The organism is Lysobacter sp. N42, from assembly GCF_004344885.1.
In genome coordinates this window covers 344,612-369,903 of record NZ_SKFB01000001.1, presented here as the reverse complement: position 1 = coordinate 369,903, position 25,292 = coordinate 344,612, and the positions used below count along the sequence as shown (strand labels likewise).

General features: G+C 45.4%; 26 protein-coding genes. 20 read left to right on the top strand and 6 right to left on the bottom strand.

Annotated elements, in window-relative coordinates:
• The first annotated feature begins 91 nt into the window (after positions 1-91).
• From EYQ95_RS01885 to lipA, 20 genes are all read left to right on the top strand, one after another.
• A complete protein-coding gene (locus tag EYQ95_RS01885; RefSeq protein WP_111914434.1) occupies positions 92-1,108 on the top strand; it encodes a PhoH family protein in 1,017 nt (338 codons plus the stop codon).
• Positions 1,098-1,556: an rRNA maturation RNase YbeY gene (gene ybeY, locus EYQ95_RS01880; protein WP_111914436.1), complete on the top strand. Its 459-nt coding sequence runs from the start codon at positions 1,098-1,100 to the stop codon at positions 1,554-1,556. Before EYQ95_RS01885 ends, ybeY begins: the two co-directional genes overlap by 11 nt.
• Positions 1,557-1,606: 50 nt before the next feature.
• The gene (gene corC / locus EYQ95_RS01875; RefSeq protein WP_111914437.1) at positions 1,607-2,476 is read left to right on the top strand and encodes a CNNM family magnesium/cobalt transport protein CorC; all 870 of its coding nucleotides are present in this window, start codon (positions 1,607-1,609) and stop codon (positions 2,474-2,476) included.
• Positions 2,451-4,004 carry an apolipoprotein N-acyltransferase gene (gene lnt / locus EYQ95_RS01870; RefSeq protein WP_111914439.1) on the top strand — a complete coding sequence of 518 codons (1,554 nt, stop codon included), beginning with the start codon at positions 2,451-2,453 and terminating at the stop codon, positions 4,002-4,004. The genes corC and lnt overlap by 26 nt, the downstream gene beginning before the upstream one ends.
• Positions 4,005-4,132: 128 nt before the next feature.
• The gene (locus EYQ95_RS01865; protein ID WP_111914441.1) at positions 4,133-4,342 is read left to right on the top strand and encodes a hypothetical protein; all 210 of its coding nucleotides are present in this window, start codon (positions 4,133-4,135) and stop codon (positions 4,340-4,342) included.
• 50 nt (positions 4,343-4,392) lie between these two features.
• Entirely contained in the window at positions 4,393-6,990 is a 2,598-nt protein-coding gene (gene leuS / locus EYQ95_RS01860) for a leucine--tRNA ligase (protein ID WP_207916197.1), read from the top strand.
• The gene (gene lptE / locus EYQ95_RS01855; protein ID WP_111914443.1) at positions 6,953-7,492 is read left to right on the top strand and encodes an LPS assembly lipoprotein LptE; all 540 of its coding nucleotides are present in this window, start codon (positions 6,953-6,955) and stop codon (positions 7,490-7,492) included. The genes leuS and lptE overlap by 38 nt, the downstream gene beginning before the upstream one ends.
• Positions 7,492-8,553, top strand: a complete 1,062-nt coding sequence (gene holA / locus EYQ95_RS01850) for a DNA polymerase III subunit delta (protein ID WP_111914445.1) — start codon at positions 7,492-7,494, stop codon at positions 8,551-8,553. The genes lptE and holA overlap by 1 nt, the downstream gene beginning before the upstream one ends.
• Positions 8,553-9,164 (top strand): nicotinate (nicotinamide) nucleotide adenylyltransferase, encoded by a 612-nt coding sequence (gene nadD, locus EYQ95_RS01845; protein ID WP_111914447.1) that lies wholly within the window; start codon positions 8,553-8,555, stop codon positions 9,162-9,164. Before holA ends, nadD begins: the two co-directional genes overlap by 1 nt.
• 66 nt (positions 9,165-9,230) lie before the next feature.
• Positions 9,231-9,554 carry a ribosome silencing factor gene (gene rsfS / locus EYQ95_RS01840; protein WP_111914449.1) on the top strand — a complete coding sequence of 108 codons (324 nt, stop codon included), beginning with the start codon at positions 9,231-9,233 and terminating at the stop codon, positions 9,552-9,554.
• Positions 9,555-9,557: 3 nt separating this feature from the next.
• Positions 9,558-10,028: a 23S rRNA (pseudouridine(1915)-N(3))-methyltransferase RlmH gene (gene rlmH / locus EYQ95_RS01835; protein ID WP_111914451.1), complete on the top strand. Its 471-nt coding sequence runs from the start codon at positions 9,558-9,560 to the stop codon at positions 10,026-10,028.
• A 2-nt stretch (positions 10,029-10,030) separates the two neighbouring features.
• Entirely contained in the window at positions 10,031-11,968 is a 1,938-nt protein-coding gene (gene mrdA, locus EYQ95_RS01830; protein WP_207801080.1) for a penicillin-binding protein 2, read from the top strand.
• Complete coding sequence (rodA, locus tag EYQ95_RS01825) at positions 11,955-13,070, top strand: rod shape-determining protein RodA (RefSeq protein WP_111914453.1); 1,116 nt, start codon at positions 11,955-11,957, stop codon at positions 13,068-13,070. The genes mrdA and rodA overlap by 14 nt, the downstream gene beginning before the upstream one ends.
• Before the next feature lie 8 nt (positions 13,071-13,078).
• The gene (gene mltB, locus EYQ95_RS01820) at positions 13,079-14,053 is read left to right on the top strand and encodes a lytic murein transglycosylase B (RefSeq protein WP_111914455.1); all 975 of its coding nucleotides are present in this window, start codon (positions 13,079-13,081) and stop codon (positions 14,051-14,053) included.
• Complete coding sequence (locus tag EYQ95_RS27210) at positions 14,053-14,949, top strand: septal ring lytic transglycosylase RlpA family protein (protein ID WP_111914457.1); 897 nt, start codon at positions 14,053-14,055, stop codon at positions 14,947-14,949. Before mltB ends, EYQ95_RS27210 begins: the two co-directional genes overlap by 1 nt.
• A gap of 79 nt (positions 14,950-15,028) precedes the next feature.
• Entirely contained in the window at positions 15,029-16,192 is a 1,164-nt protein-coding gene (locus EYQ95_RS01810) for a serine hydrolase (RefSeq protein WP_111914459.1), read from the top strand.
• Positions 16,189-17,052 carry an aminotransferase class IV gene (locus tag EYQ95_RS01805; protein ID WP_111914460.1) on the top strand — a complete coding sequence of 288 codons (864 nt, stop codon included), beginning with the start codon at positions 16,189-16,191 and terminating at the stop codon, positions 17,050-17,052. Before EYQ95_RS01810 ends, EYQ95_RS01805 begins: the two co-directional genes overlap by 4 nt.
• The gene (gene ybeD, locus EYQ95_RS01800) at positions 17,042-17,305 is read left to right on the top strand and encodes a DUF493 family protein YbeD (protein WP_111914462.1); all 264 of its coding nucleotides are present in this window, start codon (positions 17,042-17,044) and stop codon (positions 17,303-17,305) included. Before EYQ95_RS01805 ends, ybeD begins: the two co-directional genes overlap by 11 nt.
• Positions 17,306-17,318: 13 nt before the next feature.
• On the top strand, positions 17,319-17,981 hold the full coding sequence (lipB, locus tag EYQ95_RS01795; protein ID WP_111914464.1) for a lipoyl(octanoyl) transferase LipB: 663 nt from the start codon (positions 17,319-17,321) through the stop codon (positions 17,979-17,981).
• Positions 17,965-18,930: a lipoyl synthase gene (lipA, locus tag EYQ95_RS01790; RefSeq protein ID WP_111914466.1), complete on the top strand. Its 966-nt coding sequence runs from the start codon at positions 17,965-17,967 to the stop codon at positions 18,928-18,930. The genes lipB and lipA overlap by 17 nt, the downstream gene beginning before the upstream one ends.
• 17 nt (positions 18,931-18,947) lie before the next feature.
• Here lipA and EYQ95_RS01785 read toward each other — a convergent pair whose 3' ends face one another.
• The 6 genes from EYQ95_RS01785 to rbfA all read right to left on the bottom strand — a co-directional run bounded on the left by EYQ95_RS01785 (position 18,948) and on the right by rbfA (position 25,280).
• Positions 18,948-20,186: a hypothetical protein gene (locus EYQ95_RS01785; RefSeq protein WP_165924683.1), complete on the bottom strand. Its 1,239-nt coding sequence runs from the start codon at positions 20,184-20,186 to the stop codon at positions 18,948-18,950.
• Positions 20,176-21,120 (bottom strand): lipoprotein NlpI, encoded by a 945-nt coding sequence (gene nlpI, locus EYQ95_RS01780; protein ID WP_111914470.1) that lies wholly within the window; start codon positions 21,118-21,120, stop codon positions 20,176-20,178. The genes EYQ95_RS01785 and nlpI overlap by 11 nt, the downstream gene beginning before the upstream one ends.
• Before the next feature lie 129 nt (positions 21,121-21,249).
• Positions 21,250-23,424: a polyribonucleotide nucleotidyltransferase gene (pnp, locus tag EYQ95_RS01775; RefSeq protein WP_370451212.1), complete on the bottom strand. Its 2,175-nt coding sequence runs from the start codon at positions 23,422-23,424 to the stop codon at positions 21,250-21,252.
• A 149-nt stretch (positions 23,425-23,573) separates the two neighbouring features.
• Complete coding sequence (rpsO, locus tag EYQ95_RS01770; protein ID WP_111914472.1) at positions 23,574-23,843, bottom strand: 30S ribosomal protein S15; 270 nt, start codon at positions 23,841-23,843, stop codon at positions 23,574-23,576.
• A gap of 126 nt (positions 23,844-23,969) precedes the next feature.
• Complete coding sequence (gene truB, locus EYQ95_RS01765) at positions 23,970-24,854, bottom strand: tRNA pseudouridine(55) synthase TruB (protein ID WP_207916196.1); 885 nt, start codon at positions 24,852-24,854, stop codon at positions 23,970-23,972.
• Positions 24,855-24,893: 39 nt separating this feature from the next.
• Positions 24,894-25,280, bottom strand: coding sequence for a 30S ribosome-binding factor RbfA (gene rbfA / locus EYQ95_RS01760; RefSeq protein ID WP_111914476.1), 387 nt, complete (start codon positions 25,278-25,280; stop codon positions 24,894-24,896).
• Positions 25,281-25,292 lie beyond the last annotated feature (12 nt).

Below are 25,292 nucleotides of genomic sequence, written 5' to 3'. Positions count from 1 at the left end.
TTACAGAAGCAAAAAGCGGAAACCGTGGACACTTCTGGTGTTGGCAAATATGTGCCAACCGCTAACCCTCACAAATAATTGGAGATATTGATTGAGCTCGCAACTCGACACTTTTGAATTGTATTTAGAGCCCGCAGACAGCAAGAGAATTGCCAACCTTTGCGGGCCATTCGACGACAACATCAAGCATATTGAACGCAGACTTGGCGTTGAAATTAGTTATCGAGACAATCACTTTCAACTCATCGGCTCTTCTGCGAGCATTCTTGCTACCTCTCAAATTTTGCGTGACTTATACGTAGAAACGGCTCCTGTTCGCGGCAAAATGCCGGTAGTCGAACCGGACCAAGTTCACTTGGCGATTCAAGAAAGCCAAGCCATGGAACAATCGCGTGAACCTGAAGACGACAAGCACACCACGATAAAAACCAAGCGTGGCTTGGTTAAGCCACGAAATAAGAATCAACAAGACTATGTTCGCGCCATGATCGCGCACGACATAAACTTCGGCATCGGTCCTGCAGGCACCGGTAAAACTTATCTTGCGGTTGCAGCAGCTGTCGACGCTCTTGAGCGCCAAGAAATTCGTCGAATTCTGCTGACACGCCCTGCTGTCGAAGCCGGCGAAAAGCTTGGTTTTCTTCCTGGTGATTTAGCGCAAAAAGTTGACCCGTACCTTCGCCCGCTATACGACGCTCTGTTTGAAATGCTGGGTTTTGAGAAAGTAGAAAAGCTCATTGAACGTAATGTTATTGAAGTTGCCCCGCTTGCTTATATGCGTGGACGCACACTTAATGACGCATTTATTATTCTGGATGAGAGCCAAAACACGACACCTGAACAAATGAAAATGTTCCTCACCCGTATTGGCTTTAACTCGAAAGCAGTAATTACTGGCGATATTACTCAAGTTGACCTGCCAAGAGGCCAACGCTCGGGTTTACGTCAGGCAATCGAAATACTTCACGAAGTTGAAGACGTAAGCTTCACGTTCTTTAGCGCTGCAGACGTAGTTCGACACCCCGTCGTGCAAAAAGTGGTACAGGCCTACGAGGCTTTCGACAAAAAGAAAAAAGCCCACCAGTCTGGTGAACCTCGTGAGTCTTGAACTCGATTTACAAATTGTTTCTGAGCAGAACAACCTTCCCACTGACGAAGATATCAGTTTGTGGTTGCGTACCTTTGCGGAAGTCATGAAGTTAAGCAACGGTGAACTCACCGTTCGTATTGTCGACGAGAAAGAGAGCCAAACTCTCAATCACGACTACCGAGGCAAAGACAAGCCCACAAATGTACTGTCATTTCCATTCGACAGTGACATAGAATTACCTATTCCATTGCTTGGTGATTTAATCGTATGCGCGGGCGTTGTAGCCCAAGAAGCTAAAGAGCAAAATAAAGCTCTTCACGAGCATTGGGCGCACATGATTATACATGGGGCATTGCATTTACTTGGCTATGACCATATAAATGACGAAGAAGCAGAAGAAATGGAAAACTTAGAGCGACAAATTCTTGCGCAATTGAATATTCAAGACCCTTACGTAGAACGCTAGAGGGAGACGAGAATTGTTGAATTATAACCACAAAGGAGCGAATGCGACGCATGAGCGATGAAAACCCTCCGTCGGGTCAGTCAACTAAAAAATCTTGGGCGAGCAGGTTACTGCAAAGCTTTACAGCAGAACCGAGTAGCCGAGAGGACTTAGTTGACATAATCCAAGACGCAGAACACAACGATCTTATTGATACAGATACCAAAGAAATGATTGAAGGTGTTCTGGATGTTGCTGAACTGAAGGTTCGCGACATCATGATACCCCGCTCACAAATGGTAACCATCGACAAAAGCCAATCGGTAGAGTCGTTTTTACCTATCGTGATAGAAACACAGCATTCCCGCTACCCCGTCGTCACTGAAAACAAAGATCATATCGAGGGTATTTTGCTCGCTAAAGATCTTCTTCCTTTTGGATTTGGCCTACGCGACGAAGACTTTTCTATCGACAAAGTTATGCGCCCTGCGGTCATTGTTCCAGAGAGTAAACGCGTTGATGCTTTGCTAAAAGAATTCCGCTCCAAACGCTACCACATGGCGATTGTAGTCGATGAGTATGGCGGAGTTTCTGGCCTAGTCACTATCGAAGACGTGTTAGAGGAAATTGTCGGTGAAATTGAAGACGAGACTGACGATGAAGATAGCAAGTCTAATATTCGACGATTGAGTACTTCTAGATACTCAGTAAAAGCCCTGACCACCATTGAAGACTTCAATGACTACTTCGCAACTGAGTTCTCTGATGAAGAGCACGACACTGTTGGAGGTATTGTTGCACAGGCTTTTGGTCATGTTCCTGAAATTGGAGAGTCAGTCGATATTGGCGACTTTACCTTTAAAGTAGCCGCCGCTGATCGTCGTCGTATTCAACACCTTCACGTAACCAATCAGAATGAAGTTGAATCTTCTGCTGAATAAACACTTTTGGTTGTCGTTTTGGCGATACCCTTCGGGCCGCTGCATAGCCGCGGCTCTGTTGGGTGGAACTACCGTATTTAGCTACGCACCATTTTCCTTACATTTGTCTATGCCTGTGCTTTTAACAGGCTTATTACTTGTCCTAGTTAGAAGCACTACAGCAAAACAAGCCTTACTTGTGGGCTTCTCCTTCGGTTTAGGTTGGTTTGGAGCTGGTGTCAGTTGGGTTTACGTGAGTATCGACCAATTTGGTGGCCTGCCCCTACTGTTTTCTGTTCTTCTCATGGTTCTATTGTGTGGTTACCTAGCACTTTACCCCGCTATCGCTGCATGGAGTTGGCACAAGTTTCGTATTCGTTCAGGTAGCTACGCATTGTGGACATTTCCACTATTCTGGCTTTTTTCCGAATGGTTAAGAAGCTGGCTTCTCACTGGCTTTCCATGGTTGGGTTTGGGCTACACGCAAACATCTAGCACGCTAGGGAACCTTGCACCCCACATGGGTGAGATCGGCATAACCGTCGTGCTATGGCTTATTGCTATAGCCTTCTGTGAAATTCTCCTAAAACGCAAGCTCGAGTATTTAGCTATACCGGTTTTATTGTTCGCCATCGCCTGGTTTAGTCCGAACTTTAATCCCATGCAACCTACTGGAGAAACGCGAACGGTAGCCTTAGTGCAAGGAAATATTCAGCAATCGTTGAAGTGGGATGAGTCACAACAATGGCCTAATTATCTCACCTATCAAGACTTGAGCCGACCACTATATGCCAGTAGCGACATTGTTTTTTGGCCTGAATCGGCAGTTACCTTTATTGAGCCGTATGCACAACAACCTCTAAACGAACTAGACCATCGTGTGCGTACCCAAAGTACAGAAGTTGTCACGGGCATTATCAATTACAACAGAGAAACCCGCGAATACTTTAATTCAATTATTACACTAGGTTCAGAAAGCCAACCTTATCAATACATGGGCGAAAACCGGTACGAAAAACACCACCTATTGCCTATTGGAGAGTTTGTGCCCTTTCAAACACTGTTAAGCAAACTTGGACCGTTATTTAATTTGCCTATGTCCTCGTTTTCTCGCGGCGATACGGAGCAAAACAACCTGAATGTCGCAAACACCAATATTGCTGCCAATATTTGTTACGAGGTGGTATTCAGCGACTACATTCGTCAACAAGTAAACAGCGACACGGACATTTTACTTACCATAAGCAACGACTCTTGGTTTGGTCGCTCACATGGTCCGCATCAGCATTTTCAGATAGCGCAAATGCGTGCCAAAGAGTTAGGCCGACCGATGCTTAGAGTCACCAACAACGGCGTAACCGGTGTTATCGACGACAACGGTAATATAGCAGCACGAATTGCTCAGTTCGCTCCTGGCGTGCTACAAGAAACAATTGTGCTCGTTGAAGGGGAAACTCTTTACCAAAAATGGGGAGACAGCATTGCTTGGCTTATCAGCCTGTTACTCTCTGCAATCGTGTTAATCCGTAAAGCCTACAAAAAACGCTAGAAACTTCCCCTTTCGCCATAGTAAAACCAGTGAAAAATAAGATAAACTAACCCTATATTTTTCATTTTTAGGGCCTGCGCTCGTACGAGTTTAATTAGGCTCTATTTCGTACTCACAAGGAATTACCTATGCTTGATTTATTCCATGCAGTTTTATTTACGGCTTTGATTGGCGCACTCGGTTTAGGGCTTGCCAGCATTGTTATGACTATTATTCCTGTACGTTCGGAAGAACAATCTGCGGAAGAACTCGCTAAAACGCGCGTCGAGTATGCATTTTTCGGTTTTGCGGGTGTCGTTGTAGCATTCGTTATGTGGGTAGGTATGTGGCTTTCTTAAGCCTTGCCAACATCAATTTAAAGCAAGGTCGTCGACAGGTTGTAAGTTAAATGACGCAAAAAATTGAAGAACAATATAATCCCCAAGCTATTGAGCCACAAGTTCAAGCGCGTTGGGAGAAAGAGCAAATTTTCAACGTTTCAGAAGACGAAAGTAAAGAGAAATTTTACTGTTTGTCTATGTTCCCATACCCAAGCGGAAAGCTACACATGGGACATGTTCGAAACTATACGCTCTCTGACGTAGTTTCTCGTTTTCAGCGACTACAAGGTAAAAACGTTTTACACCCTATCGGTTGGGACGCTTTTGGCTTACCTGCTGAAAACGCAGCGATTCAACACGAAACTGCACCAGCAAATTGGACTTACAAAAATATCGGCGACATGCGCACACAACTTAAAGCGCTTGGCTTCGGGTACGACTGGCATCGTGAAATAGCAACTTGCCACCCTGAGTATTATCGCTGGGAACAGTGGTTTTTCACTCGCCTTTACGAGAAAGGGTTGGTTTATAAGCGTAACGCTACGGTGAACTGGGACCCTGTAGACCAAACTGTTCTTGCCAATGAACAAGTCGTCGATGGTAAAGGTTGGCGTTCTGGCGCACCCGTAGAACAAAAAGAGATTCCACAGTGGTTTGTCAAAATTACAGATTACGCTGAAGAGTTGTTAGAAGACTTAGAGCAGTTAGATGAGTGGCCAGAACAAGTTAAAGCCATGCAAAAGAACTGGATTGGACGCTCTGAAGGTGTACAGATCAGTTTTTCGGTAAACGATTTAGACCAACAACTTACGGTATATACAACACGACCAGACACATTTTACGGTGTTACCTACATGGCGGTTGCAGCGCAGCACCCGTTAGCAAAAGTAGCAGCAGAAAATAGTGCTGAAGTGGCTGAATTTGTTGAGTCTTGCAAACAGCAAAAGGTAGCCGAAGCAGACCTAGCCACCATGGAAAAGCGTGGTATAGCGACCGGCTTTACAGCGAAACATCCGCTAACGGGTAAAGATATTCCGATTTACGTCGCCAATTTTGTATTGATGGATTACGGTACGGGTGCGGTTATGGCTGTACCTGCACACGACCAACGCGACTGGGAATTTGCCACAAAGTATGAGTTAACGGTTCAGCCGGTTATTCAACCTACCGAGGGCGAGCACGACTTTAGCAAAAGCGCATTCACTGATAACGGTACCTTAATTAACTCTAGCGAGTTTGACGGTCTGGATATCAAATCAGGGTTTAATGCGATTGCAGACAAACTTGAGTCGATGAACATCGGCGAGCGCCAAGTGAATTACCGTTTACGTGACTGGGGTGTTTCGCGTCAACGTTATTGGGGCGCACCGATTCCGATGATTAATCTCGAGAATGGCGACTCTGTACCCGTTCCTGACGACCAACTGCCAGTGCGGTTACCTGAAGACGTTGTGATGAATGGCGTAACGTCTCCAATTAAAGCCGATCCTGAGTGGCGTCAAACGAGTTGGCATGGCAAAGAAGCTGAACATGAAACCGACACCTTTGACACATTCATGGAAAGCTCGTGGTATTACGCGCGCTACTGCTCTCCTCGCTATGAAAATGGCATGCTTGACCCTGAGCAAGCTAATTATTGGCTACCCGTAGACCAATATATCGGTGGTATTGAACACGCTATTTTGCACCTTTTATATGCGCGCTTCTTCCACAAATTGCTTCGCGACACTGGTTTAGTAGAGTCAGACGAACCATTCAAGCGTTTACTATGTCAAGGCATGGTTTTAGCTGACAGTTTTTATCGCGAAAACAGTAACGGCAGTAAAACTTGGTACTCTCCAACCGAAGTAGAACTTGAGAGAGATGAAAAAGGGGGTATCAAGCAAGCTGTATTAAAAGCTGACGGCAAACCTGTACAGCATGCTGGCGTCACCAAGATGTCAAAATCTAAAAACAACGGTATTGATCCACAAATTATGGTGGACCAATACGGGGCCGACACTGTGCGTTTGTTTATGATGTTTGCTGCTCCACCGGAAATGACATTGGAATGGTCAGAGTCTGGCGTTGAAGGTGCGCACCGTTTCTTAAAACGTTTGTGGCGACTTATCTATGAGTTCCAGCCTCATGTGGAAACGGCTGGAAAGGTAGACGTTGCAGCGTTAACCAACGAACAGAAAGCGTTACGCAGAACCTTGCACAAGACCATTGAAAAAGTAACCGACGACATGGGCCGTCGCCAAAATTTTAACACGGCAATTGCGGCGATCATGGAGTTAAGTAACGCCTTACAAAAAGCAAAACTCGACAACGACCAAGACAAGGCGATTATGCAGGAAGCATTAGACGCTATGGTTGTTATGCTGTTCCCTATTACACCTCATGCAGGTGAGGTACTTTGGCAAGCACTAGGACACGACAACGACATTAACTTTGCTCAGTGGCCTACTGTCGACCAAAGCGCTTTGGTTGAAGACGAGAAACTTATTATTGTTCAGGTTAACGGTAAGCTTAGAGCGAAATTAACTGTTGCCGCCGATATAAGTAAAGAAGCGCTTGAGGAAGTGGCATTGCAACAACCACAAGTTGCTTCTTTTACAGAAGGTAAAACAATACGCAAAGTTATTTATGTACCAGGGAAGCTTCTTAACATTGTTGCCAACTAACGCTAAATCATGGAGTCGCAGAGGCTGGTTTAGCCTCTGTGCTCTGTGCGTCCTGCTATTAAGCAGCTGCGGTTTTCATTTACGTGGCGATTTCCAGCTTCCCGAACATGTGGAAGAAATAGCAGTTTCTGCACCGGAAAGAAGCGAAGTTGGAGAGATTCTCATTCAGGCGTTGTCACAACGCGGTGTGGAAGTTACTCAACCGCAAGATGGCATACCGTCGATTATCATTGAACAAGACACACTCGATAGAAGAATTCTCTCCTTATTACCTTCTGGCCAAGTTGCTGAGTACGAACTGATTTATACCTTGCCAGTAACCTTTGTTACTGCCTCAGGAAAAGAAGCGAAACAAACAATTCAGCTCACGCGCGACTACCAAGACAACCCCAACTTTGCCCTAGCAAAAATGAGAGAGTTAGAATTAGTCGTTGAAGAAATGAGACAAGAGTCAGTTTCGCGTGCACTCATTCTATTGAACCAATACGTTCGGCAAGACTAATGCAATTGCGAGCAGATCAACTCCAAAGCCACTTAAACACCAGCCTAGCGCCGGTTTATCTGATCTTCGGAGACGACCCTTTTTTGTTGCAGAAGCATATTGCGCAAATTCGCCAAGCGGCTCTACAGCAGGGTTTTGAGGAACGTACAAGCCTAGTTCAAGATAAAGAGTTTAGTTGGTCTGAACTTGCAGACGCCACTCAGTCGATGTCGCTCTTCTCGAGCAAACAGCTTATAGAGTTAGAGTTGCCTAAAGCGGCGCCTGGCAAAGAAGGAGGCAAAGCGCTGTTAGCGTATCTTGAACAAAGAACTGACGATCATGTATTAATTGTGTTCGGTCCAAGAATTAATAAAGCAACGCAGAATACAAAATGGTGTAAGTCACTTATTCAAGCTGGAGTGTTCGTACCGGTATACACCCCCGACGCAGCAAAGTTACCTCAATATATCAAAACTAGAGCCTCACTTTACCAAATACAATTGCAGCCAGAAGCCATTCAGCAATTGGCAACATGGTATGAGGGCAATTTGCTAGCGTTAGACCAAGAATTAAAAAAACTTAAACTTAGGCAGCCTGACGCGAGTTATGTGTGGTCTGCTGAAGAGCTACAACAGTCCAGTTCGGACCAAAGCCGTTTCGACATTTTTGCACTAAGAGACGCATTAATTCAGCAGAACTTAAAGCAATACTTACACACCTTGAGTAGGCTTCGTGAAGTAGGTACCGAACCCGTACTGATATGTTGGACGTTAAGTAAGTTGCAATCTACCTTAGACCAGCTTGCGAGAGCGATAGCTACCAGGCAAGACCTACGTGGAATATACAATAGAGAACGTATTTGGGCTCAGCAGCAAGGACAATTTGAGCACCTTGCCAGACAATATCAAATGTCGCTCAACCATCACCTTTTACACCTATTAGAGCGTTTAGAGTTCGCGATTAAACGCGAGTCTGGAGAAGACATATTTACCCTTTTTGCTGAATTCGGCGTTGCACTATGTCGTTCACATTGCGTTGAACAGCTACAAGAGTTTCCGGGCGTAGAGCTAGAGGCTAGGTAATGCGAGTTGCCATTTTAGGGGGTACTTTCGACCCTATTCATGCGGGTCACTTAGATCCGGTGTTGGAGGTTCAACATGAATTTGGGTGGAACCAAATTCACCTATTGCCTACCTTCACACCGCCCTACCGCGACCAGCCTATAGCAACAGACCAGCAACGTTGGGAGATGGTTCAACTGGCAGCTGAAACAGCTAACTATCTCGTTGCCAATGACTATGAATTAAGCTCGAAAAGGCCTTCGCGTACACTGCCCACACTGAAGCATTTTAAACAACAACACTCTACTGACCAGCTTTACTTCCTAATTGGCATGGACAGCTTTGTATCTTTAGATAAATGGCTAAGCTGGCGAGAGCTCACTGATTATGCCCGCCTAGTGGTGTTTGGCAGACCAAAATATGATTTGTCACAGTGTTCTTCCGAACTCAATGCTTGGGCTGCTGAGCAAAAAGAACAAGGAAAGCTATTCTTTCCACAAACCAACACTGTAAATATATCGTCAACAGAGCTTCGCGAATTGATTCAAACTAAAGGGATCGATAATGTGCCCGACGGTTTGCTTTCTCCTGAAGTAGCAAACTACATAAAAACACATAATTTATACCGTTAAATCCCTTTATTCGGGAACTCGTGATAAACTTTACCTGTCATAAATCATTATTGGAGATAACTGAACTTGCAAGCTACAGCGTTACGAGATTTTGTCGTAGATAAAGCCGAAGATATTAAAGCTAGAGATATCCAAATTATCGATATTAGCGATAAAACAGATGTTACCGATTTCTTAGTGATTTGTTCGGGTAACTCTAAAACTCATGTGAAGAGTATTGCGAACCACATTGCAACCGAAGCTAAACATGCCGGTAACGCTCCTCTAGGACTAGAGGGAGAAGACGAGTCTGAGTGGGTATTGGTTGACCTAGGTGACGTTGTAGTTCATGTCATGCAAGACAGTGCTAGAGACTTTTACCAACTTGAGAAGTTATGGGGCCACCCGTAAGTCATGCGAATTCAACTCGTAGCCGTAGGCACAAAAATGCCCGGCTGGGTTCAAGAAGGTTTTGCTGAATACAGCAAACGTTTCCCTCCAGAAATTCAGTTTTCCTTAACTGAAATTCCGGCAGAGAAGCGCGGAAAGAAAGCAGACACAGTGCGAATTACCGAACGAGAAGGCGAGAAAATGCTTGCTGCAGTCCCTCGGTCTAATCGCATTGTTACGCTTGAGGTTGAAGGTAGGCCGTGGACTACTCATCAACTGTCCGAGCGACTTCAGTCGTGGCAGTTTGATGGTAGAGATATTTCATTACTCGTTGGCGGCCCAGAGGGGTTGTCTCCGGCGTGTATTGCAGCGAAAGATGAACGCTGGTCATTATCGCCGTTGACATTACCTCACCCTATCGTCAGAGTATTAATTGCAGAGTCATTATTTAGGGCTTGGAGCTTATTAAATAACCACCCATATCATCGCGAATAAAAATGATAAGAAAACGCGTACCGATTAGAAACCATCAAGCTGAAGCTCAACTGTTTTTCAGAAGAGCTGCTTTTTGTTTGGTGGTTGTCTGCATTGTTTTTCTAGTGCTATTAGGTAACTTGTATCGTCTACAGGTTACGTCTCACGAAGAATATCAAACTCGCTCCAACAGTAACCGAATCATGGTTTTACCGGTAGCTCCAAACCGAGGACTAATCTATGACCGCAATGGAAGAATTCTTGCTGAGAATATTCCTGTATATAGCCTAGAAGTCATTCCCGAAGAGGTTCGCAACCTCGACGAAAGGTTACTTGAGGTTACCGAGTTACTTAGCTTACCCTTAGAAAATATTGAACAATTTAACCAACAACTTCGTTACTCGCGACGTTTCCCGCAAATTGCACTTGCCGATAACTTAACCGAACAGCAAGTTGCGCAGTTTTCAGTACATCAGCATCGTTTCCCAGGATTTTCTGTAGAAGCTCGCTTACAACGCAATTACCCATTTGGCCCATTATTTACCCACTCGATAGGTTATGTTGGTAGAATTAACGAGCAAGATGAGACTCGACTTGAAGAAGCCGGCCTGTCAGCAAACTACGCTGCAACACGCACCATGGGCAAGCTTGGTGTAGAACGTTTTTATGAAAACCTGCTGCATGGCGAAGTTGGCTACCAAACCGTAGAAGTAAACAACCGCGGAAGAGTTTTACGTACATTAGAGCTCAACTCTCCTACTCCCGGACAAGACATCTATTTAGAAGTAGATGCAGGTTTGCAGCAAGTCGCTATTGAGCAACTTGGTGACAAGCGCGGTGCCATTGTAGTGCTTGATACGCAAACAGGAGGAGTACTAGCGATGGCGAGTACCCCTACCTACGACCCTAACTGGTTTGTAGGAGGTATTTCTGTTGCCCAATACCGTTCGCTGTTATCAAACCAAGACAACCCGCTGATTAACCGAGCTACACAAGGTCGATATCCACCAGCGTCCACAGTAAAGCCATTGATCGGGCTATTAGGTCTGCAAGAACAAATCATTGAACCCGAAACACGCGTTTGGGATCCAGGATACTTCGAAATAGATGGTGTTGATCGACGCATGAGGGACTGGAAAGACGGTGGTCATGGTTGGGTAAACTTGGACCGCGCGATAACCGAGTCTTGTAATACGTTCTATTACCACCTGTCGTTACAGCTTGGTATCGACACACTGTCAGACTTTATGCACCAAGTAGGCTTTGGCCACCGAACAGGTGTCGACATTCTGGAAGAAAACGCAGCACTTATGCCAACGCGGGGATGGAAACAAGCTCGCTTTGGGGAGCCCTGGTTTGCCGGTGAAACACTTTCCGTAGGTATAGGTCAGAGTTACTGGACCGTTACTCCATTGCAATTGGCAACGACCACTCAAGTATTAGCTAACCGAGGTAGCCGAGGCGTTCCGAGATTCTTAAGAGCTGTGGAGGAAGACGCAGGCCTGAGAAGAGTTGTTCCACAATTTGAAACGCCTATTGTTGTAGATAGCGAAGAATATTGGGATGCAGTGCAAACCGCTATGGAACACGTAACTTCTCGTGTTACCGGTACAGCGTTTCGGGCTTTTAACGACGCCAACTACACTGCAGCTGGCAAAACAGGTACCGCACAGGTTGTAAGGTTGGCTGATGAAGACGATGCGGAACGTCCAGAAACAGAGGATGTGGAAGAACGCTTTCGAGATAATGCAACTTATATCGGTTACGCGCCCGCAGACACCCCTGAAATAGTGATCGCAATAGCTATCGAAAACGTCGGCGGTGGCGGCAGTAATGCGGCTCCAATAGCAAGAGAAGTTATGGACTATTACTTTGAACACTTAAGTGTCGATGGCCGCCCTATCTCAGCAATTGCCGACTATGTGGAACCCGCAGAGGAGCCTACAGATGCAAACGACTGAAGAAAGAGATCGTCACCCACTGTTAGCTAAGCTGCATATCGACGGACCTTTATTTTTGGGGCTGTTAGCACTATGTGTTGTCAGCTTATTCGTTATTTATAGTGCTGGCGGTGAAAATAGCCGAATTATGATTGCGCAAAGTATTCGTATTGGATTGTCGTTCGCCATATTGTTCATTGTCGCGCAAATTAATCCAGCTCGATATTCCAGCTGGGCAGTCCTCATTTATTTATTTGGTGTTGCATTATTGGTTGCCGTGCTCTTTGTTGGTGTTACAGGGAAAGGCGCGCAGCGATGGCTAGACCTGGGCATTGCTCGCGTGCAACCTTCTGAGGTGCTGAAGCTAGCCGTACCCTTTATGCTGGCTTGGTATTGCGCTCGTAAAGAACTTCCAATACGTACAACCCACGTAATTGGTGGGCTTATTTTGGTCATGATCCCTACGTTTTTAATTTACAAACAACCTGATCTAGGCACCGCAATTTTGGTTGCGACATCAGGTATATTTGTGTTGTTTCTGGCAGGGATGAGTTGGCGACTCATTACACTAGGTGGCTTCTTAGCGGCATTATCACTGCCTTTACTTTGGATTTTTGCTTTACACGATTATCAAAAACAAAGGGTACTCACTTTTCTTAATCCGGAAAGCGATCCGCTCGGTGCGGGTTACCATATTATCCAATCGAAAATAGCCATTGGTTCAGGTGGCGTTGAAGGCAAAGGCTGGCTACAAGGTACGCAATCTCAACTAGAGTTCCTACCAGAACGCCATACCGACTTTATTTTCTCGGTATTTAGCGAAGAATTCGGTTTAATAGGTGTACTCGGACTTCTCATTCTTTATGGCTTCGTGATTACTCGGAGTATGTTAATTTCCATTCGCGCACAAAGCATGTTTACTCGCCTGATGGGGGGGAGTATCACCCTAACCTTCTTTATTTATGTGTTGGTGAATATAGGTATGGTTTCAGGCTTACTGCCTGTAGTAGGCGTGCCGCTACCATTAATCAGTTATGGCGGTACATCAATGGTGACCATGATGGCAGGGTTCGGTATTATCATGGCTATTGCGACGCATCGTCGACTCGTTGTCAGTAATTAGGGGATTCTATGAAAGCTTTAAAGGCATTATGTATAAGCATTGCCATACTATTCACTACACAAGTTAATTCGACCCCTATTCAGATTAGTGCTGACTTCTATGAGGAACTGGAAGAGAAGTTTCAGATTGACCGAACCACTGCCGAGCAAATCCTACAAAATGCCCAGCGTAGCCAGGACGTTTTAGACGCGATAGCCCGTCCTTGGGAAGCGAAACCTTGGTTTCAGTATTACCCGATCTTTTTAACCGAATCACGTGTAGCCAACGGCATAGCCTTTTGGCAAGAGCACCAAGACACTCTTTTGCGAGCCGAAGAGGAATACGGGGTTCCAGCCGAAATTATCCTCGCTATCCTTGGTGTAGAAACATCATATGGCCAGATTATGGGGCGTCATCGCGTTCTGGATAGCTTATATACGCTAGCTTTTCACTACCCTCCTCGCGCACAATTCTTCCGTTCGGAGCTGCAACACTTTTTAGCATTAGTCGCAGAGGAACAACTAGACCCAAGTACGCTAAATGGTTCTTATGCAGGAGCTATGGGTTTCGGTCAATTTATTTCGTCTAGTTACCGCGCCTACGCGGTAGACTTTGACCAAGACGGACAACGCGACCTTCTGAACAACCCTGTTGACGCCATTGGTAGTGTTGCAAACTATTTTGCTCGCCATAATTGGCAAAGAAACCAGCCTATTATAACGCCAGCGTGGCCTAGTTCAGAACATGAATTTAATACCCTAATCTCTTCTCGAGGCACACAACTTACCCATACCGTAGGTGAGATACAGGAGCACCATGTTGCGTTCACAACAGAGCTAACAAGCAACACAAGAGCTCGATTATTTAAATTTGAAGAAGCACAAGGCAACGCATCTTACTGGGTGGGTTTCCAAAATTTTTACGCCATAACGCGCTATAACCACAGCCCGTTATATGCGATGGTGGTGTTCCAACTTTCTGAACGTCTTCGTAGGCAGATGTAATGAAGAAGTATCTCTTTCTAGTTTCGGCTTTAAGCCTGTTAATCAGTGGCTGCAGCCAAACTTCGGGCGGCCGTTACCAAATAGACCAAGACCATGCGCCCACACGTACGCCGACTGAAGCTGAAACTATGGACCCAACGCCTAGGTTTGAACCATACACTAGGCAAGGTAACGCGCCCTACTCCTTATTCGGTGAAGACTACCAAATTGTAGAGGACGTAAGAGGATACGAAGAAACAGGAATTGCGTCTTGGTACGGCCAAAAATTTCATGGCCATCTCACCTCAAATGGTGAGTATTTTAATATGTTTAGTATGTCCGCGGCACACAAAACTCTGCCATTACCGAGTTATGTGCGCGTAACTAACTTAGACAATGGAGAAGAAGCCATTGTTCGCGTCAATGACCGCGGTCCATTCCATGATGGTCGCATCATTGATCTTTCCTATGCTGCTGCCTACCGCCTGGGTGTCACGGAAACAGGGACAGCGCAGGTACGTATTGAAGTGCTACAGCCAGAGCTAGAAGATTTAGCGGAGCAGTCTGACAGTTCAGAGCCCGTTGAAGTTAGTGAGACTATTGTGGCGGCACCCGAAGAACAACAAAGCGAGTTGCCACAATCTTTGCATGGCCTATTTATTCAAATTGCTGCAACGCAAGAACGCAAAAATGCCGAAAACGCAGCGACAGAACTTCAAGAAAACTTTAACCTATCCGCAACTATTTACCAGAACAACGGTCTACATAAACTGTTAGCCGGTCCATTTGGTGAATTAGAGGCTGCACGGTGGTTGTCTCAATTACGAGCTGACGGTTATGAAGGCGCATTTAGAGTTGAATTCAGCTCTGAAAATAGCGAACAAAACCCTTCTGAAAGCTCGGAGGCACCAGAATAATCTGGTATAATTCCGCCGTTTATTGAACACCTAAATCTTGTCCATTCATAATTAAAGAACAAAGAGAGCTTCTAGACTCATGAACAAGAACGTCTTAAAACCACTTATTTCAGCCAGTGCAGTACTTCTCTCCGCACTTTCTTTCTCGGCAAACGCTATAGTTCCCCCAGCGCCCAGCATAGACGCAAGAAGCTTTATTCTTATGGACTACACGACTGGGCAAATCATCGCCAGTGAGAATGAGCATGATACGCATGGGCCAGCGAGTTTAACCAAAGTGATGACCAATTATATTATTGGTAAAGAACTTGAGCGTGGCACTATTTCTTTAGACGACATGGTTACGATTAGCGAGAACGCGTGGGCACGTAACTTCCCAGGTTCTTCATTAATGTTTATCGAAGTTGGTCGCGAGGTTTCCGTAGCTGACTTGCAACGCGGCATCGTTATTTCTTCAGGAAACGACGCTTCTGTAGCTATGGCAGAGCATATCGCTGGTGCTTCAGACTCTTTCGCAGACCTTATGAATGCTCATGCACAAGACATTGGCATGACCAATACAGTATTTAGAAACCCTCACGGGTTACCGGCACCAGGGCAAGAAACAACAGCTTACGACATGGCTTTGCTTACCGCAGCATTAATTCGTGAGTTGCCAGAAACTTACCGCTTACATAGCGAACGTGAATTTACGTATAACGACATTCGTCAATATAACCGTAACTCTCTACTTTGGGACAGAAGTTTAGACGTAGACGGTGTGAAAACAGGCCATACAGACGAGTCTGGTTACAGCCTTATTACTTCAGCTGTAGACGGTGACACACGCCTGATTACTGTGGTTATGGGCACTGACAGCGAGAATTCTCGTGCTGTAGAGTCTAAAAAGCTATTGAACTATGGTTTCCGTTACTTTGAAACCATCACCGCATACCAGTCTGGTGAAAGCTTTGCTAGCCAGCGCATTTGGGGTGGTAGCCGCGACGAAATTACATTAGGCGTACAAGACGACGTGGTTGTAACAATCCCACGTGGCCAGAGACAAAACTTAGACGCCAACTTTATTCTAGACCGTCCGCTAGAAGCTCCTTTAGAAGCGGGAGAGCAAGTAGGCACGGTTAATCTAACTTTGGACGAAGAAGTTATAGCGACATTCCCATTAGTAACGCTACATGAAGTTCAGCGCGGTGGCTTCTTTAAGCGCATGATGGACAGTATTAAGCGGAGATTCTCTGACGAATGAGCCTAGTTTATTTAAACGGCGAGTGGCTTCGCCCTGATCAAGCCGTGGTCTCTGTTTTTGACCGCGGCTTTTTGTTTGCGGACGGTATTTACGAGGTCGTTCCGTTTTATCAAGGTCATCCGTTACTTATCGATCATCATTTAGAAAGACTAGAGCGTAGCCTTGAAGCAATAGATATTCCTAACCCTTTGTCGAACGACGAATGGGTGAGTGTTTTACAAACATTGGCAGAGCAAGTACCAGAAGCGAACGCCATTGTATATATCCAAGTGACTCGAGGTGCGGAATATCCTCGTGCTCACCTTCCAAGTGAGGATATTGAACCGACATTTATGGCAACAGCCTCCCATTGGACACCACCTACAACAACTCCACCACCCGTTAATGTTGAGTTACTAGAAGACATCCGTTGGCATCGTTGCGATATTAAAAGCATTAGCTTGTTAGGCAATATTCATCTAAAGAGAGAAGCGCATAGAAAAGGTGGGTTTGAGCCTATTCTTCATCGCGCAGGACGCATTACAGAAGGAGCGTCGTGTAACTACTTTATCGTTAAAGATGAAGTCATTTACACCCCGCCCGCAGATGAGCTAATTCTTGCAGGAATCACTCGAGAGTGGATTATTCAGCTAGCCCACGAACTGGGTTTAGAGCTTAAAGAAGAGGCGTTTTCAGTCGAAGACCTCATGCAAGCAGACGAATGCTTCCTATCAAGCTCAACCCGAGAAGTTCAACCGGTCGGAACTGTTGGCGAACAACTGATCGCAGACGGAAAAACTGGTAGAATAACCGACCAACTTGCTCAAGCATTTAGAAATTCGCGTCCGGTTAGTGTTGAGGAGTCTACCGATGAAAACTAAATTTGATGAACTATTAGACTTCCCTTGCTTGTTTACATACAAAGTAATGGCTGTCGCAAGAGACGGACTTACTGAAGAAGTGGTGGAAGTTGTGCAAGAACATGCACCTGGCGACTACAACCCAGAAACTAAAGCCTCAAGCAAAGGCAATTACCACTCGGTAACAATTCGAGTTACGGTAACAGACAAAGACCACGTTGAAACCTTATATCAGAGTCTTGCACGTATCGAAGGCGTAAGACACGTTCTATAAGAGCACAGCCTGTATGAATGAGATCATAATTCGCCATCTTGGCCAGCTTGACTACGTTCCCGTATGGCACGCTATGCAGGAATTTACGGATAGCCGCGACCAAGACACACAAGACGAACTCTGGGTAGTTGAACATCCTCCTGTCTTCACTCAGGGCCAAGCGGGTAAAGAAGAACATCTTTTAGCTCCAGGAGATATTCCTGTTGTACCCGTTGACCGAGGCGGACAAGTCACTTATCACGGACCAGGGCAAGTTGTCGTATATTTCATGATCGACATTCGCCGAAGAAAAATAGGCGTGCGTAACTTGGTTACAGCGATAGAGAACAGTGTCGTAAAGGCACTTGAGCCGTATGGTATTACGAGCGCTCCAAGACCAGACGCACCTGGCGTCTATATTGGTGAAGAGAAAGTATGTTCATTAGGCTTGCGTATTCGTAAGGGGTGCAGCTTCCATGGCTTAGCACTGAATGTAAACATGGACCTGTCGCCTTTTCATCGCATAAATCCATGCGGTTATGCCGGTATGGTGATGACACAAACCGCGGACCACGGTGGACCAACCACATTCGCGGAAGCGGCTGAACGTGTTACACAAGCCTTTATTAAAGAAATGCAGTACGAATCCACTCAAGAACAAAGCGGACTAGAGAGTCAATATGTCAAAGCCAGTTAGAGTAGAACCCGGTGTAAAACTTAGAGACGCCGATAAAATGGCGTTAATTCCGGTTCAAGTCGTTCCTACTGAACGAGATGAAATGCTCCGCAAACCTGAATGGTTGAAAGTAAGGTTACCTGCCTCTACAGAACGTATCGACCATATTAAAAAGGCGATGCGAAAGCATGGCTTACACTCAGTATGTGAGGAAGCTTCTTGCCCTAACCTTCCTGAGTGCTTTAATCATGGTACGGCAACGTTCATGATTCTTGGCGCAATATGTACACGCCGATGCCCTTTCTGCGACGTAGCGCATGGTCGACCTCTACCGGTTGATCCAGAAGAAGCCGTAAAGCTTGGCGAAACCATTGCAGATATGGGTGTAAATTACGTTGTAATTACTTCTGTGGACCGTGATGACCTTCGAGACGGCGGTGCGCAACACTTTGCGGATTGTATTCGTGAAATACGCTCTCGCACGCCAGGTATTAAAATTGAAATACTTGTACCTGACTTTCGTGGCCGTATGGATATCGCACTAGATATTCTTAGTGACGAAGCACCGGACGTTTTCAATCACAATCTTGAAACCGTGCCTCGTATGTACCGTGCAGCTCGCCCAGGTGCAAACTATCAATGGTCTCTAGACTTATTGAAGCGATATAAAGAACGGCGCCCAGACGTTCGCACAAAGTCAGGATTAATGGTTGGGTTAGGCGAAACTAATGAGGAAATCTTGCAGGTCATGGAAGATTTACGTCGACACGACGTAGACATGCTTACCATTGGTCAATACTTGCAGCCAAGTCGCCACCATATTCCTGTCACACGCTATGTCACACCTGATGAATTCGCGATGTTTAAGGAAGAAGCAGACAAAATGGGCTTCACTCAAGCGGCGTCGGGCCCATTGGTGCGTTCTTCATACCATGCAGATCTTCAAGCTGCAGGTATTGAAGTTAAATAATCCATTAAAGCTAGAGCCTATAAGTTAGGCTCTAGCATCCACTCTAAATATAGTGTTGGAATCTTCCCTATTTCAGCTTGCTCCATAAAAGTCATAGCCCGCAGAGGCTTCCAAGCTTGAACACCTGTACCTTCGCATGTTGCAGCCGGATACAAACCTATACCGTCACCGCTAGAGCTGCCTAATCGCCAATAATCAATACCCATAATTCTTACCCTAGACGCAGCTTCTACAGTAAGCTCTTCTCTCCAAGGTAAGGTAGACAAGAAATTCTGATATTCAGAATCTGTGAGTAAACTACTGTCAGAGACCACTAGGTTTTTCGCCGTAAAACTGAATTGACCTTCACAAAACGGCTCTCGCACGCTGATGTGCATGCGATACTCATCGGCTAAACCCCAAGCGTGAGCAAGTTCATGTATGAACACATGCCACGATGTACTGTCGTTTATAAATACCACACCATTGCGAGTATTCGCTCTCCCCCGCTCTGTTACGTAAACAGCCGTGCTATTTTCCACTTCGAAGCTTTGATGCTGGCAATGCGCCCTACCTTCAACAGGCGAGCAACTCAAGGCTTGATGAGGCAGGGCTTTGCTTACGCATAGTCTTCCTGCACTGGGGGTAAATTGCTTTTTAATCTGATAAAGCCAGTCATATAACTTCGGTATCGAACTAGGGTTCTCTGTGTACAACACTAAATGTCGATCACATTGATTAGTCGCGGCACGAAACCAATCATCGACTTCAATACGGTTTTGCCAACGCGTTGTTTCTGGCGCGATATTACGCCAATGCTGAGCTGTTGCTTGCTGATCCCAGCTCATTGCCAATATTGCTAATTGATTGCGCTGAGGAACGGTTAAATTAGCTATCGCTTCGCTGGCAATTGTATAGTTAGGAGGTGTATCTATTTGCGCGTAACTTAATTCAACTCGCGCTTGTGTCGAGCCCAAGTCTGCCGCGTGTGTTAGCCAAGCTCTGCTCTCATCCGGCAATAGGTTAGCGAGTGTAATAGCGGATTCAACATCACCTAGTAACGCAGAGCGACGAAGCCACAGTTGATGCTCAGAGCGCTTCTGAAGGTCGTTATACACACGCACAAGGTCTTTCTGGGCATATAAATTAGGTTGGTTCGCCGCAGCCTTAACTGCGGTAGATGGCATTGCTAGACGTGTTTGGGGAGACCAGCTAGGAGAACTCCCCACAACCAATAATGTTAGTCCTAAAATGACGAGGCAATGTTTAAGATTCACTGCCTTGAGCTTGTTCAGAGTCTTGGGATCTCAGACGTGTTAGCTCTGTGCGGGCAACACGGTACTCGATAAAGTCATAAATATTAGTCATTAGTGACAGTTTAAAGAAGTTCATCGCTCTATTGTTCTCATTCGCCATAGCCGCTTCTTTTCCTAAATAAAAGTACGCTTCACAAAGCCTTTCTAGTAGTTGGCGATGACTTTCCACATTATCAAACGCTCGATTCATAAGCTGTTGCTCGCTTACCCGACCTAGGAAATAGTCCACTAAGGTTAAGCCCCAAGGATCATCAATAATATCGTCTCGATTTGAACTGAGCTGTTCAACAGCGCGTGTTTCATTCACTTCTCTAAAGGCAAAGTAATACCAGATAATTCGATATGGATCGGAGGTATTCTGAAAGTAAAAATCTGCTAAGTCATTTAAGGCTAAATCAAATTGCTGGTCATAATAAGAAGCTAAACCACGATTTAAATACACATACTCGTGTTCAGGGCTAAGCTCTAACACACTATCGAAGGCTTCATATGCGCGTTGATAGTCGCCGTGCTGCATATAATAAATGCCCATATAGTGCCAGGCATCGAAGAACCGAGGGTCAAGTTCAATCACTTGGTTCATGCTTAACATAGCTAGCGCAGGCAAGCCCATTTGGTCGTATAACACGCCTCTACGATACAAAGCGACTGGTCGTTGCTCTTCCGACAACTCCTCACCTTCTAACAGCATAGAGATTTGCGCAACCTCGCTTTGTGCGGCTCTAGAGGCGGGTAGCGGCTCGATAATCGCTAAGTCAGCACGAGGGCTGCGTGAAGGTTCCTCTGAAGCCTGAGTTTCATCCGTGCGCTCAGAAGTGGAAATTGTTTTCGTAGGAAGTTGCGCACAAGCACTCAGACCTACAGCTAATGCGGCAATCGATAGAATTCTTAACACTTACGTCTCCTTATCGTTAGTGTTTTCATTACAGCATACCCGTCTTTAAATTTCAGCCACTGCTAAAATAATCTTTACAAATAAAAAGGCCACTTCAAATGAAGTGGCCTTTTTGCATCAGCATAGAGCTTATTCTGAAGCTTCAGAACCGTCACTCTCTTCAGGCTTTTCTTCTTTCGGAGCAGCCTCTTTCATGCTTAAACGTACACGGCCCTGACGGTCAATCTCTAGAACTTTAACGTTCACTGTTTGACCAACAGTTAAGTAGTCGTTCACGTTCTCAACGCGCTCTTCAGCGATTTGAGAGATATGAACAAGACCGTCTTTACCAGGTAATACTGTTACGAACGCACCAAAGTCTACGATACGTGCAACTTTACCTTCGTAAATGCGACCAACTTCTACTTCAGCTGTTAACGCTTCAATTTTTTCTACTGCAGCTTTCGCGTCTTTCTCGTCAGTTGCAGCAATCTTAATTGTACCGTCATCGTTAATTTCGATATTAGTATTGGTTGACTCGGTTAACTCACGAATCACTGCACCACCTTTACCGATAACATCACGAATCTTCTCAGGGTTAATCTTCATCACATGGAAACGAGGCGCGAATGAAGATACTTCTTCACGTGCTCCGCCCAGTGCTTCGTCCATAACGGTTAAGATATGAAGACGAGCAGCTTTAGCTTGAGCCAATGCCTGTTGCATGATTTCTTTAGTGATACCCTCGATTTTGATATCCATTTGCAGTGCAGTTACACCTTCAGTGCTACCTGCAACTTTAAAGTCCATGTCACCTAGGTGATCTTCGTCACCCAAGATGTCAGAAAGAACAACAAACTTGTCGCCTTCTTTCACAAGACCCATTGCGATACCTGCAACAGATGATTTAATCGGTACACCGGCGTCCATCAACGCAAGTGAAGTACCACAAACAGAAGCCATTGAGCTTGAACCGTTTGATTCTGTGATTTCAGAAACCACACGAACTGTGTACGGGAATTCTTCTACACTTGGCATTACCGCTAACACACCGCGCTTCGCCAAACGACCATGACCGATTTCACGACGCTTCGGAGAACCAACCATACCTGTTTCACCAACACAGTACGGAGGGAAGTTATAGTGAAGCATGAAGCGGTCTGTGCGCGCGCCAAGAATTTCATCGATGTTTTGTGCATCACGCTCTGTACCAAGCGTTGCAGTAACAAGCGCCTGAGTTTCGCCGCGAGTAAAGATTGCAGAACCGTGTGTACGTGGCAACACACCTGTTGCAACGTGTAATGCACGAACCATATCTGGTTCACGACCGTCGATACGTGGTTCACCCGCAATAATGCGAGAGCGAACAACTTCAGACTCTAGGTCATGGAAGATATCGCCAGCTTCTTTTTCATTCAGCTCTTCGTCTTCACTACGTAGTTTTTCCATCATTTCATTACGAACAGCTGTAATCGCGTCTTTACGCTCAGCTTTATCGGTAATGCGGTATGCGTCGCCAATCTTCTCAGCAGCTAAAGCACGAACTTTCTCGATAAGAGAAGTATTCGGTTCTGCTGGAGACCAATCCCACTTAGGCGTATTTACTTCAGCTGCAAATTCGTTAATCGCAGAAACTACTGCTTGCATTTGCTCGTGACCGTATACAACTGCACCTAGCATGGTGTCTTCGCTAAGAAGATTTGCTTCAGACTCAACCATAAGAACAGCAGCTTCAGTACCAGCTACCACTAGGTCAAGATCAGAGCTTTCTAGTTCAGTTTGTGAAGGGTTCAAAACATATTCGTTGTTTACAACACCAACACGAGCAGCACCGATAGGGCCATTAAATGGAATACCAGAAATTGCTAGAGCTGCAGAAGTACCAATTAGAGCTACGATGTCTGGAGATACTTCAGGATTTAACGACACAACAGTTGCTACAACTTGTACTTCGTTAAAAAACCCTTCAGGGAATAGAGGACGAATAGGACGGTCGATAAGACGACAAGTTAATGTTTCGTTCTCAGAAGGACGACCTTCACGTTTGAAAAAGCCTCCTGGAATTTTACCCGCTGCATACGTTCTTTCTTGATAATTTACAGTGAGCGGGAAGAAGTCAGCATCTGGACGAGCTTCTTTTTTACCAACTACAGATACTAATACTGAAGTGTCGTCCACTGTTGCCATTACTGCAGCAGTTGCTTGGCGTGCGATAGCACCTGTTTCAAGCGTTACTGTGTGCTGACCATATTGAAATTGTTTAATAATTGGATTCACGTTTTCTTTTCCTTTGCTTACATTTGCCCAACCCGGGCTGACTGACATACACAAACTCTTTATTTGTGCATTTGGCCTAACTATAGACCGTTTATCTTACATTTCTTGCGCAGGCAGTATAACGGATTCATTGCCCGAACGAAAAACAAAAGGGGCCAATTAGGCCCCTTTTTTTAAATAAACTTCATTTTTGCTGATTAGCGACGTAATTCAAGACGCTTGATCAGGTCTAGGTAACGCTGTTCGCTCTTACCTTTTAAGTAGTCAAGCAACTTACGACGTTGGCTAACCATACGTAGCAAACCACGGCGAGAGTGGTGGTCGTGCTTGTGCTCTTTAAAGTGATCTTGCAAGTGCGTGATGCGGGCAGTTAGAAGTGCTACTTGTACTTCAGGTGAACCTGTATCGCCTTCGCCTTGTGCAAAATCTTTAACAACTTGTGCTTTCTGTTCAGCAGTTAGTGACATAACTTACTCCAAAAAATATGCAAGAGTGTGCTTGCGTTTAAGTCAACTGAAGCCAATCACTAATTTAGCCCCAGTAATTTCGAGCGCGCATTATACGAGCCCGCCTATTAATTTACAACCTATAATTTAACTATAGACCACGACGCGTTTCGGCCAGAAGCGCTTATCTTCTTGCTGCTCCGCCAGTCCCCAAAATACACCCTGGTCATCAAATATGCGAAGCAAAGGCTCACTCGCTTCAAGATCTAAAGGCTGCCCATGAGTAAATGCACCAACCATCACGTCACTCACCGTAGCTAACGGAAGCGAAGCCACTGGCGTGTCCATAGGAAGCAATAACTGATCTAAATCAGTGTACTCACCTTCTGGAAGGCTACTGGCTAACTCTTCAAGAGCCGATAACGACAACATTGACTGCATCGGATAATCAGCAACAGCCGTTCTTCTTAACACGGTAACGTGCGCACCGCAGCCTAAAGCTTGGCCTAAGTCATCAATAAAAGAACGAATATAAGTTCCTTTACTACAAGCCACGTCTAATGTGATAAACGGCAAATCAATATCAACTATGTCGATACTGTAAAGCGTTATTCGGCGTTTCTTTCTTGGTACTTCTATGCCGGCACGCGCGTATTCGTATAAAGGTTTCCCCTCATATTTCAGCGCAGAAAACATTGACGCCACTTGCTCAATTTCACCCTTAAAAGGCGCAATGGCTTGTTCAAGTTCAGGAACACCAACTGACGGTACACTTTTAGTTTCTATGACTTCACCGTCGGCGTCGCTGGTATTGGTGCGCTCACCTAGCTTAGCCGTTACACGATAAGACTTGTCGGCGTCTAAAAGGAACTGAGAAAACTTTGTCGCCTCACCTAAACACACCGGAAGCATACCTGTAGCTAAAGGGTCTAACGCACCGGTATGCCCAGCTCGATTCGCATTAAACAAGCGACGTGTAACCTGTACCACTCGGTTTGAAGTAATACCCTCAGGCTTGTCGATAAGAATCATGCCATGAACGTTACGTCCATTCTTTCTTCTTCTCGCCACTTATTCTTCCTCTGACGAACCACGCTTCTTAAGCTCATCAGACTCGCGAGCTTCACGCACCAATGCTGACATTCTCATGCCTTCAGTGGTTGACTGGTCGTGCATAAATTTAAGTTGAGGTGTAACTCGTGCTTTCAAACGCTTACCTAATAGCGAGCGAATATAGCCAGAAGCTTCGTTAAGTACAGACAGTGCTTGCTTGTTCGCCTCATCATCGTCTTGTAAAAACGTAATAAAAACTTTGGCGTATGAAAGGTCTCGAGACACTTCGACGTCTGAAACCGTAGGCATAACGACTCGCGGATCTTTGATTTCACGCTGTAAAATCATCGCGACTTCTCGTTGCAGCTGCTGTGAAAAACGGTCCACGCGCTTAAAGTCACCCATTTTATTTCTCCT